The organism is Mycobacterium sp. shizuoka-1 (assembly GCF_002723835.1).
Classification (GTDB): Bacteria; Actinomycetota; Actinomycetes; order Mycobacteriales; family Mycobacteriaceae; genus Mycobacterium.
Genome location: NZ_BEWG01000025.1, coordinates 67,232 through 77,806 on the forward strand (window position 1 = coordinate 67,232; position 10,575 = coordinate 77,806).

Genomic DNA, 10,575 nt, shown 5'->3' on the forward strand with positions numbered 1-10,575 from the left:
TGAGGCGGTGACCCAGTCCTCGCTCACGCTCGGGTACGTCCCCGGCGCGACACCGGCGAAGTGGGCGCGGATCTGGGCGCAGCGTCACCCCGACGTTCCGCTGACCCTGCGTCCCGTCGCCGCGGCCGGGGCGGCCGCCGAGGTTCGGGACGGGACAGTCGACCTGGCGCTGTTGCGGCTACCGGCCGACACCGACGGCCTGGCCGTCATCCCGCTCTACGACGAGATGACCGTGGCCGTGGTGCCGGCCGACCACCTGCTCACCGCCGCCGATGCGATCACCGCCGCCGACCTGGACGACGAACCGGTCCTGCTGCCCCTCGACGACGTCGTCGGCTGGGCACAGGCTCCCGGCGTCGTCCTCGATCATCGGCCCGAAACCGCTGGGGACGCAATCGAACTCGTCGCCGCCGGAATCGGGGTGCTGGTCGTCCCGCAATCGCTGGCCCGGCTGTATCACCGTAAGGACCTCACGTACCGTCCGATCGCCGACGCCCCGGCCTGCGCGGTGGCGCTTGCATTCCGCGAAGGCGCGCAGTCCGAACTCATCGAGGAGTTCACCGGCATCGTGCGGGGCCGTAAAGCCGGGTCGTCGCGGGGACAGTCCCAGCCCGCACCCAAGCGCACCGCACGCGAGAAGACGCTGGCCAAGCAGGCCGCCCGCGCCGCCGCGGGGAAGGTCGCCCGCACCCCCGGTTCGGCCAAGCGGCGGCGCCCTTAACCACCATGTGACGCCGTTTTACCTGGTCAACACACGTGTCCAGGACACTGAGGTGATGACCGAACTGACGCACGTTCCGGCCACCACCTCCCCGGCCGACCTTGCCGACCACCTTCGCCGCGACGGCTACGTCATCGTCGACAACCTGGTTCCGGACTCGCTGATGGACGCGATCAGCGACGAGCTGGCCCCCTACCTCGACGCGACCCCGATGGGCTACAACGCGATGATCGGCCACAAGACCCGGCGCACCGGCGCGCTCGTCGCCCGCTCGCCGGCCTGTCGCACGCTGATCCAGGATCCGACCATTCTCGGGGTGTGCCAGGACTTCCTCGGCCACGCCAGCGCTTTCCAGCTCATGCTCACCCAGGTCATCTCGATCGAGCCGGGCGAATCGGACCAGGCCCTGCACCGCGACCAGAACGCCTTCGACTTCTATCCGTTTCCCGACGACTACCACGTGCAGTGCAACACGCTGTGGGCGATGACCGACTACACCGCGGAGATGGGTGCCACCCGCGTCGTGCCGGGCAGCCAGGTCGGTGACAAGATACCCACCGACTACGCCGACGAGGAGTGCCTGCAGGCCGAGATGTCGCGAGGTTCGGTGTTGATCTACTCCGGCAAGATCGTGCACAGCGGTGCCGCCAACCGCAGTGACCGCGTCCGGCGCGCCATCAACGTCAACTACTGCGTCGGCTGGGTCCGCCAGGAGGAGAACCAATTTCTTTCGGTGCCACCTGAAGTCGCGCGCACGCTCGACGATGACCTGCTGAAGCTGATCGGCTACCAGGAGGGCGCCTGGGCAATGGGGTACTTCCGTGACTTCGAGGACCCACTGCGGGCCATCCGCGGCGACGCCGTCGGCTACGGTTTCGACGCCGCCAAGCTCAACGGAAACGCGGGTGCGGCGTTCGCCGACCAGCTGACCCATAGCGAGTAACCAGCCGCGCACGGTTAACTTGGTCCATGGCCGCACTCATGCCGGCGGCGTTCATCGGCCACGGCAGCCCGATGAACGCCCTGGAGCTCAACCGCTACACCGCGGCGTGGCGGGCCTTCGGCCAGTCGGTGCGCGCGTCGCACGGCAACCCGCGGGCGATCCTCGTCGTCAGCGCGCACTGGTACATCAACGCCACCGCCGTCACCGCGATGGCCGTCCCGCGCACCATCCACGATTTTTACGGATTCCCCGCCGAACTCTTCGACGTGCAATATCCGGCGCCGGGACTGCCCGAGCTGGCCGACGAGATCGCCGACGTGGTCAAGCCGACCTGGGTGGGTGCCGACATCGACAGCTGGGGCATCGATCACGGAACCTGGTCGGTGCTCGTGCACGCCTTCCCCGACGCGTCGATTCCGGTGGTGCAGTTGGCCGTCAACGCCGACAAGCCGCTGGACTACCACCTGGAGCTGGGTGCCAAGCTCGCGGCGCTGCGCGAACGCGGCGTGCTGATCCTTGGCAGCGGAAACGTCGTCCACAACCTGGCCGGCATGGATCCGGCGTTGGGGGACAGGGCCTTCGACTGGGCCCAGCGCTTCGACGATCACGCCCGGGAGCAACTTCTGAGCGACCCCGGCGACGCCGTCGCGTTGCGCGAGCACGCCGACTACCGGGCCGCCGTGCCCACCCCGGACCACTTCCTGCCGCTGCTGTATCTGGCCGGTCTGGCCGCCGTCGACGGCGGCGGCCTGCAGGTGCTCACCGACGGCTGCGCCTACGGCTCTTTGTCGATGACGTCGTATCTGCTGGGCCTCGAGGTCATGGCCCCGTCGGATGACGACGGTGGCGCCGCCGCACCGGCCCGTGGCGTCCCGGTCGACGAGTCGAACATCTAGTCGATCTACGCCCGTAGACTTAACGGGTGGAGTTGCGAACCTATACGTTGGCGGACGCCGCTGCTCTGGACAGTTATGTCTCGGAGTTTTGGCCTCGTCACATCCGCACTTTGCGCAAGTACGACATCACCGTGCGCGGGGTCTGGACCGATGTGGAGTCGAGTGAGCCCCGAGTCATCGCACTCGTTGACTATTCGGGCGGTGATTCCCGCAGCCTCGCCCAGAACTACCGCAACAGCGACGACTTCGCCGAGGATCATTCGACGTTCGATGTCTCCCTCATTGTCGCGACGCGTACGCAATCGCTTGCACCGATCGCGAGTTCCCCGCTGCAGTAGCGCTGCCAGCTCGGCATCGACGGGAGGAGATTCCCATGGCCACATCCACTCCGCATCCGCGCAACGCCGCGGCGACTCGCGAGGCGATCCTGCAGTCGGCGATTCACAACTTCGCCCGCGCAGGCTATGACGGTGTCGGGGTGCGCCAGATTGCTCACGATGCCGGCGTCACCGCAATGCTGGTGAACAGGTATTTCGGTTCGAAGGAGGGATTGTTCGCTGAGGCAGTCGAAACCGCCTTCGCCGAACCCGTTTTCGTCCCCGAGGGGTCGGATGACCTGGCGGCTGACTTGGTGAAGGCGCTGGTGGTCAAAAGCGGGCCGCGTGCGGACGCGCCGCCACCGTTTTTGATCATGCTGCGGTCCGCATCCAGCCCTGTCGCCGTGACGATTGTGCGAGAGGCCATCAACCGACACGTCGGCGCTCGTCTGGCGCGGCAACTCGATTCGTCTGATCGGGAACTGCGCAGCGAGGTACTGCTTTCGGTGATCAGTGGGGTGCTGATGATGCGTGCAGTGATAGGCACCCGGGCTCTGCGCGGGGCGAAGGCTGCCGACATCGGGGCAGTCCTCGAACCGCTGATTGCCGGGCTCATCGACGCTGGGTAGGCCTAACTCGTCTTTCGTCAGCTATCGGGGCGGGAATCTATTCGCACAAGTCTACGTTCGTATACATCATCGAAGGTATACGGCTGTAGACAAGGAGGCGATTGTGGATCTGGGATTGGCCCACAAGAGGGCGGTGGTCACCGGATCGAGCACAGGACTCGGCCGCGCGATCGCCGAGATGCTGGCCGCGGAGGGAGCCTCGGTGGCGGTGCACGGACGCGACGCCGACCGTACCCACGCGGTAGCTGCCGCCATCCGCGCACAACACGGCGACGCGTTTGCCGTACTCGGTGATCTCGCGACCGACGAGGGAGCCGCCGCGGTCGCGCAATCCGTCGGGGATGTCGACATCCTGGTCAACAACGCCGGTTACTACGACGGGTCGTCGTGGGCGACACTTTCCACCGAGGAGTGGACACGAATCCACCAGACAAACGTCGTCTCGGCCGTGCGGATGATCGGCCACCTGGTCCCCGGAATGCGTCGACGTGGTTGGGGTCGAGTGATCCAGATCGGCGGAGGCCTTGCCGTTCAACCGGTGGCCGAGCAGCCCCACTACAGCGCCACGCTGGCTGCTCGTCACAACCTGACTGTGTCACTCGCGCGGGAGCTGGCCGGTACGGGCGTCACGGCGAACATCGTCGCCCCCGGAGCCGTCCTCACCGACAGCACAAGGGACATGGCATTAGACGCTGCCGCCGCCCACGGCTGGGGGCCGACGTGGGATGACGTCGAAAAGGCCGCGGCGACAACGTGGTTCCCCAACGACATCGGTCGGCTCGGCCGACCCGAGGAGATCGCAGCCGCGGTGTGCTTCCTCTCCAGCGCGCACGCTGACTACATCAGCGGCGCCGATCTACGCGTCGACGGTGGCACGGTCCGCAACGTCACCTGAATACCCAACGATCACAAAGAAAGGTCATCCTCATGTCACATGTCTTCCTCATCTCCGGAGCCTCCCGCGGTCTCGGACGTGCCATCACCGAGGCGGCTCTGGCTGCCGGGCACCGCGTCGTCGCAGGCGTTCGCGCAACCTCGACGCTCGACGATCTCACCGCGCGAGAACCACACCGTTTGGCCGTCGTCGAACTCGACGTCACCAACGATGATCATGTCCGCGCCGCCGCGGACACCGCGATCCGTCGTTGGGGGCGCCTCGACGTTCTGGTCAACAATGCCGGTTACGCCAACATGGCCGCCGCCGAGGATGTCGATTTCGACGACTTTCGCGCCCAGATCGAGACGAACTTTTTCGGTGTCGTCCGGCTCACCCAAGCCGTGCTTCCGGTTATGCGGACACAGCGCGCGGGACACATCGTTCAAATCTCCTCCGTCGGCGGCCGTTTGGCTCGCCCGGGGCTGGCCGCCTATCAATCGGCCAAGTGGGCCGTCACCGGCTACTCCGGAGTCCTCGCACAGGAGGTCGCGCCGCTCGGGATAAAGGTGACCGTCCTGGAGCCGGGGGGAATGCGCACCGATTGGTCAGGCTCGTCGATGCGCATCGCCCCGATCCGTGACGAGTACAAGGAAACCGTAGGTGCCGCCGCCCAACTCAGCCAGTCTGCGCACCTCGGAGCCAGCGATCCGGTGAAGGTGGCCGCGTTGCTGCTCGATATCGTCGACATGGACACCCCGCCGGCTCGATTACTCGTCGGCCCCGACGCCTACCGCTACGCGACTGCAGCCGGCCGAGACCTGCTCGCCGCCGACGAACGGTATGAGGCCCTCAGCAACTCGACAGCAGCAGACGACGCGACTGCCGATCAACTGAATCCGCTTGGGGCCTAGCCGATCAGCTGCGACCAGAACGGGACGGTGGGAGTCGGCACTCGCGACGGGTCGGGATCGAGATAGTCGGAAAGATCAGCGCCACAACAGCTCACGTCGGCCTGGTACACCGACAGCACGGGATGGCCGGAGGTGCCATGCCCGGCGGGCAGGTAGTCATGGGAATGCACGGGCACCAGCTGCGGCACCCTTGCAAGGTGGTAGTTCGCGCTGCGCAGCGCATCCTTCATCCGTGCCGGCCGGACACCCCAATCGCCGAACCAGAAGTCCTGCCACTCGACCGCGAACAGAATGCCCTCGACAGGCAACTGCAACCGCTGCTGCAGGCCTCGGCGCGGTGCCGACCGCCAATCCGGCCAGGTACCCCCAACCGGCAGCGCGTCGGACAGAAACGCCCGATGGTCGTCGGCGAACTCGAAGCCGAATTCGCCTTCGATGCCTGCCAATTCGTCGTCGGTGAGCCCGGGTGTGAGCGTCACGCTGCCGTCGGCGAGCACTAGGTGTGCGAGGGGCTCTGGGCCTTCTTGTACAGCGACTTCAGCAGCACATCGCGGAAGGTGTGGTTGTCGAGCAGCTTCAGGCCGGCCTCGGAAACCTTGGGGTAGCCGGCGAGCTTGTGGAACACCCGCCCGCGCTTGTACTCCCGGCCCCACGCCGCTTCCATGCGCAGCTGGTAGTTGGTGAAGTCGTCGGGGCCACCGTTCTGCAGGGCCGCGATCGCGCACTCGCCGGCGGCCAGCCCTGACTCCAACGCCTTGGAGATGCCCGCGCCCGACGCCGGCTTGCCCGCGCCCAGCGAGTCGCCGGTGAACAGCACGCCGGGACGCCACGGCGGCCAGGCCGTGAAGCCCATGGGCAGCCGCCAAGCACGCACCGTCTTGTTCTTCTTCAGTTCCTCGACCGGCGGCAACTCCCACTCGCGGGGCAGGCTGCGCAGGAAGTCACCGAAGAAATGGGTGGCGTTGATCGACTGCCACTTGCGGTAGCTGTTGACGTAGCCGAGGCCGATGTTGAACCGGCCGCCGCCCATCGGGAAGACCCAGCCGTAGCCCGGCAGCTGATCGCCCTGGAACAGCAGCTTCAGGTAGATCTCGAAGCGGTCGGAGTCGGCCCGGTTGGCGTGCATCTCGGAGCGGATCGCGATCGCCGAATAGCCGTTGTAGTCCGAGTCGATCTTGAGCGCCCGCTTGATCGGGGAGTAGGCGCCGTCGGCGGCGATCACCGCGTCGCCGAGAACTTTTTCACCGCTCTTGAGCACCACGCCGACCACCCGGCCGCGCTCGTCGAGTTCAGGCCCGGCGACTTCGGCGCCCTGACGCACCACCGCGCCCGCCGACTCGGCGTGCTTGAGCAGCATCGCGTCCAGTTCGGTGCGGCTCGCCGTGTGTCCGTGGTCGGGCATGCCGGGCCGCTTCGGGAAGGACAGCTCCCACTCCGAGGGGCTGTACACCGTCACACCGCTGATGCGATGGAAGTGCGACACCTCCTCGGCCAGGCCCATCTTCTGCAGGTAGCTGACCGCACGCGCGGTCAGCCCGTCGCCGCAGGGCTTGTCACGCGGGAAGTCCGCCTTGTCGAGGACCACCACTTTTGCGCCAGTCTGCGCGGCCTGCCAGGCCGCCGCGGATCCCGATGGCCCCCCGCCGGCTACCACCAGGTCGAATCGCTCGGTCACTACGTCTCGTCTCGCTTCGGAAATCGGATGCCACGATGCTATCCGAGAACGGCGTCGCGCTCTGTCTGGCCGATGCCGGGCTGGCTGCGGGTACAGTGCTTGACGTGCGCAGAGTGCCCCGATCGCGATCCGGCGCAGAGCCGGGCAAGGTCGATGCGCGCAGTGAGCGCTGGCGTGAGCACCGCAAGAAGGTGCGCGCCGAGATCGTCGACGCGGCGTTCCGCTCCATCGACAAGCACGGCCCCGACGTCAGCCTGCGGGAGATCGCCGAGGAGGCGGGTACCGCCAAGCCGAAGATCTACCGGCACTTCACCGACAAGTCCGACCTGTTCCAGGCCATCGGCAAGCGGTTGCGCGACATGCTGTGGGCGGCGATCTTCTCCAATATCGACGCCGCCACCGACCCCACCCGCGAGGTCGTGCGCCGGGGGGTGGCCGAGTACGTCAACCTCGTCGAGCAGCACCCCAACGTGCTGCGCTTCATGCTGCAGGGCCGCTTCCCCGAGCAATCGGAATCCACCCAGCGCGCGCTCAACGAGGGGCGCGAGATCACCATGGCGTTCGCCGACACGTTCAACAACGAACTGAGCGGCATGCAGCTCGATCCCGCGGCGCTGCAACTGGCCGCCGCGGCTGCATTCGGCGCGTGCTCGGCGGCGACGGACTGGTGGCTGGGACCCGACCCGGACAGCCCCCGGCGGATGCCGACGGACGAGTTCGTCAATCACCTGACCACGATCATGCTCGGCACGGTCAACGGCACCGCCGACGTCCTGGGCGTCAACCTCGATCCCGACCGGCCGATTCACGACGCGATGCGTCGGCGGGCCGCCGTCAGCTGAACTCACCGGATGGCTTAGCCGATACCGGCGGTATTGGGTATTTTGGTGGCATGAGCGCCGCCGAATCGTCCGCCGAGCCTGTCCACACCCGCGCGCTGGTCATCGGGACCGGTTTCTCCGGGCTGGGCATGGGCATCGAACTGCAGCAACGCGGCGTCGACTTCCTGATCCTGGAGAAGGCCGACGAGGTCGGCGGCACCTGGCGGGACAACAGTTACCCGGGCTGCGCGTGCGACATCCCCGCGCACCTGTATTCGTTCTCCTTCGAACCCAAGGCGGACTGGACCTACATGTGGTCCCTGCAGCCGGAGATCTTCGACTACCTCAAAGGCGTGGCCGACAAGCACGGGCTGCGCCGCTACATCCGCTTCGGCGCCCACGTCGACCGCGCCCACTGGGACGACGCCGAATGCCGCTGGCACGTCTTCACCTCCGACGGGCGGGAATTCGTCGCCCAGTTCCTGATCTCGGGCGCCGGCGCGCTGCACATCCCGTCCATCCCCGACTTCGAGGGCCTGGCCGACTTCGAAGGAGCGGCGTTCCATTCGGCACAGTGGGACCACAGCGTCGATCTCACCGGCAAGAAGGTCGCCGTCATCGGTACCGGCGCCAGTGCGATCCAGCTTGTCCCGGAGATCGTCGACAAGGTCGGCGCACTGCAGCTCTATCAGCGCACGCCGGCGTGGGTGTTGCCGCGATCGAACAACCCGATTCCGCAGTGGATGCGCACTGCGTTCGGCACGGTGCCCGGCACGCGCGCCGCGTTGCGCACCGGCATCTACTGGTTCCAGGAGGCGCTCGGATTCGCGATGACCAAGCGTCCGGAGCTGCTCGTGCTCGGCGAGAAGGCCGGCAAGTGGAACATCCGCCACCAGGTCCGCGATCGGGAGCTGCGCCGGCGGTTGACCCCGAGCTATCAGGTGGGCTGCAAGCGAGTCCTCTTCTCCAACAACTACTTCCGCGCCATCGCCAAGCCGCATTCGGAGTTGGTGACCGATCGGATCGCCCGGATCACCCCGCGCGGGATCGTCACCGCCGACGGCGTCGAGCGCGAGGCGGACGTCATCGTGTTCGCGACGGGCTTCCACGTCACCGACTCCTATACCTATGTCGACATCAAGGGCCCCGGCGGCGAGGACCTGGTGGACCGGTGGAATCGCGAGGGCGTACAGGCGCACCGCGGGATCACCGTTGCCGACATGCCGAACCTGTTCTTCCTGCTGGGGCCGAACACCGGGCTGGGTCACAACTCGGTGGTGTTCATGATCGAGTCGCAGATCCGCTACGTCGGCCAGGCGATCGGAGCCGTGGACAAGGCCGGCGCGCAGGCGCTGGCGCCGACCCGTGCCGCGCAGGACGCGTTCAACACCGAACTGCAGGACGACCTGCAGGGCGCGGTGTGGAGCACCGGCGGCTGCAGCAGCTGGTACCTCGACGAGCACGGCAAGAACCGCACGCTGTGGAGCGGTATGACGTGGCAGTACTGGTTGTCCACCCGCTCGCTGAAACGCTCGGAATATCGCTTCACCGGGGTGGCCGCTGCGCAGCCGGCCGAGCGGGCCGCAGCACGCTGATCGTCCGACACGCCGAGTCGCGTCGCGGCGCGGGCCGGACCTGTGGCTTCGGCACCGGACAAACACAAGTTGTTGTGTTGCGGCGTGTTGTCCGACCCCAGGGGTAGTGTTTGGGGCGTCAGCCGGAAACGGGGCAAACAGCGTGGTGAAGTGGGGTTTCGGTGAGCGATGGAACGAAGCTGATCGACCGGGCGACGGCGATCAACTGGAACCGTGTCATTGACGAGAAGGACGCGGAAGTCTGGGATCGCTTGACCGGTAACTTCTGGCTGCCCGAGAAGGTGCCGCTGTCCAACGACATGCCGTCGTGGAACACGCTGACTGCCGACGAGAAGCAGCTCACCATGCGGGTGTTCACCGGCCTGACGTTGCTGGACACCATCCAGAGCACGGTCGGCTCGGTCAGCATGATCCCGGACGCGCTCACCCCGCATGAAGAAGCGGTGCTGACCAACATCACGTTCATGGAGTCGGTGCACGCCAAGAGCTACAGCTCCATCTTCTCGACGCTGTGCTCGACGACCGAGATCGACGAAGCCTTCCGCTGGTCGGAGGAGAACGTCAATCTGCAGCGCAAGGCGCAGATCATCCTCGACTACTACCGCGGCGACGACCCGCTCAAGCGCAAGATCGCCTCGGTGTTCCTGGAGGCGTTCCTGTTCTACTCCGGCTTCTACCTGCCGATGTACTGGTCGAGCCGGGCCAAGCTGACCAACACCGCCGACCTGATCCGGCTGATCATCCGCGACGAGGCCGTGCACGCCTATTACATCGGCTACAAGTTCCAGAAGGGCTACGCGGCGCAGACCGACGAGCGCAAGCAGGACCTCAAGGACTACGCCTACGAACTGCTGTACGCGTTGTACGAGAACGAGATCGAGTACACCCAGGATCTCTACGATTCGGTCGGACTGACCGAGGACGTCAAGAAGTACCTGCGCTACAACGCCAACAAGGCGCTGATGAACATGGGCTTCGAGGCACTGTTCCCGCGCGACGAGACCGACGTCAATCCGGCGATCCTGTCCGCACTTTCGCCGAACGCCGACGAGAACCACGACTTCTTCTCCGGATCGGGCTCGTCCTACGTGATCGGCAAGGCCGTGGTCACCGAGGACGAGGACTGGAACTTCTAGCGATCTGAGGCTGCAGAATATCGCGGACATCGCCGGGCGGCGATGACACGATGG

At 66.3% G+C, this 10,575-nt stretch carries 12 protein-coding genes; 10 read left to right on the forward strand and 2 right to left on the reverse strand.

Features of this window, described 5'->3' with window-relative positions; all coding sequences use genetic code 11:
• The first annotated feature begins 7 nt into the window (after positions 1-7).
• From MSZK_RS09080 to MSZK_RS09110, 7 genes are all read left to right on the forward strand, one after another.
• Positions 8-721: a LysR substrate-binding domain-containing protein gene (locus tag MSZK_RS09080; protein ID WP_099247052.1), complete on the forward strand. Its 714-nt coding sequence runs from the start codon at positions 8-10 to the stop codon at positions 719-721.
• 55 nt (positions 722-776) lie between these two features.
• Entirely contained in the window at positions 777-1,664 is an 888-nt protein-coding gene (locus tag MSZK_RS09085; RefSeq protein WP_099247191.1) for a phytanoyl-CoA dioxygenase family protein, read from the forward strand.
• A gap of 38 nt (positions 1,665-1,702) precedes the next feature.
• Positions 1,703-2,560 (forward strand): 4,5-DOPA dioxygenase extradiol, encoded by an 858-nt coding sequence (gene ygiD / locus MSZK_RS09090; RefSeq protein WP_099247193.1) that lies wholly within the window; start codon positions 1,703-1,705, stop codon positions 2,558-2,560.
• Positions 2,561-2,586: 26 nt separating this feature from the next.
• Positions 2,587-2,898 carry an NIPSNAP family protein gene (locus MSZK_RS09095; RefSeq protein ID WP_099247054.1) on the forward strand — a complete coding sequence of 104 codons (312 nt, stop codon included), beginning with the start codon at positions 2,587-2,589 and terminating at the stop codon, positions 2,896-2,898.
• A 35-nt stretch (positions 2,899-2,933) separates the two neighbouring features.
• Positions 2,934-3,506, forward strand: coding sequence for a TetR/AcrR family transcriptional regulator (locus tag MSZK_RS09100; RefSeq protein WP_099247056.1), 573 nt, complete (start codon positions 2,934-2,936; stop codon positions 3,504-3,506).
• Positions 3,507-3,609: 103 nt separating this feature from the next.
• Complete coding sequence (locus MSZK_RS09105) at positions 3,610-4,401, forward strand: SDR family NAD(P)-dependent oxidoreductase (RefSeq protein WP_099247058.1); 792 nt, start codon at positions 3,610-3,612, stop codon at positions 4,399-4,401.
• A gap of 32 nt (positions 4,402-4,433) precedes the next feature.
• Positions 4,434-5,294 (forward strand): SDR family NAD(P)-dependent oxidoreductase, encoded by an 861-nt coding sequence (locus MSZK_RS09110; RefSeq protein ID WP_099247060.1) that lies wholly within the window; start codon positions 4,434-4,436, stop codon positions 5,292-5,294.
• Here the strand turns inward: MSZK_RS09110 and MSZK_RS09115 are convergent.
• Both MSZK_RS09115 and MSZK_RS09120 read right to left on the reverse strand, forming a co-directional pair.
• Entirely contained in the window at positions 5,291-5,773 is a 483-nt protein-coding gene (locus MSZK_RS09115; RefSeq protein WP_233211191.1) for a hypothetical protein, read from the reverse strand. The two genes, MSZK_RS09110 and MSZK_RS09115, sit on opposite strands and share 4 nt — an antisense overlap.
• Before the next feature lie 17 nt (positions 5,774-5,790).
• The gene (locus tag MSZK_RS09120; RefSeq protein WP_099247064.1) at positions 5,791-6,969 is read right to left on the reverse strand and encodes a geranylgeranyl reductase family protein; all 1,179 of its coding nucleotides are present in this window, start codon (positions 6,967-6,969) and stop codon (positions 5,791-5,793) included.
• Positions 6,970-7,073: 104 nt separating this feature from the next.
• Here MSZK_RS09120 and MSZK_RS09125 point away from each other — a divergent pair, with 104 nt between their 5' ends.
• From MSZK_RS09125 to nrdF, 3 genes are all read left to right on the forward strand, one after another.
• The gene (locus MSZK_RS09125) at positions 7,074-7,811 is read left to right on the forward strand and encodes a TetR/AcrR family transcriptional regulator (protein WP_099247195.1); all 738 of its coding nucleotides are present in this window, start codon (positions 7,074-7,076) and stop codon (positions 7,809-7,811) included.
• Between the two features lie 50 nt (positions 7,812-7,861).
• Positions 7,862-9,385 carry an NAD(P)/FAD-dependent oxidoreductase gene (locus MSZK_RS09130; RefSeq protein WP_099247066.1) on the forward strand — a complete coding sequence of 508 codons (1,524 nt, stop codon included), beginning with the start codon at positions 7,862-7,864 and terminating at the stop codon, positions 9,383-9,385.
• A 161-nt stretch (positions 9,386-9,546) separates the two neighbouring features.
• Entirely contained in the window at positions 9,547-10,521 is a 975-nt protein-coding gene (gene nrdF, locus MSZK_RS09135) for a class 1b ribonucleoside-diphosphate reductase subunit beta (protein ID WP_099247068.1), read from the forward strand.
• Positions 10,522-10,575 lie beyond the last annotated feature (54 nt).

What these genes read in the sequence shown, in the direction of transcription:
- ygiD (WP_099247193.1), top strand. Translation starts at nt 1,703, where the DNA reads ATGCCGGCGGCGTTCATCGGCCACGGCAGCCCGATGAACGCCCTGGAG.
- MSZK_RS09130 (WP_099247066.1), top strand. Translation starts at nt 7,862, where the DNA reads ATGAGCGCCGCCGAATCGTCCGCCGAGCCTGTCCACACCCGCGCGCTG.
- MSZK_RS09100 (WP_099247056.1), top strand. Translation starts at nt 2,934, where the DNA reads ATGGCCACATCCACTCCGCATCCGCGCAACGCCGCGGCGACTCGCGAG.
- MSZK_RS09110 (WP_099247060.1), top strand. Translation starts at nt 4,434, where the DNA reads ATGTCACATGTCTTCCTCATCTCCGGAGCCTCCCGCGGTCTCGGACGT.
- MSZK_RS09085 (WP_099247191.1), top strand. Translation starts at nt 777, where the DNA reads ATGACCGAACTGACGCACGTTCCGGCCACCACCTCCCCGGCCGACCTT.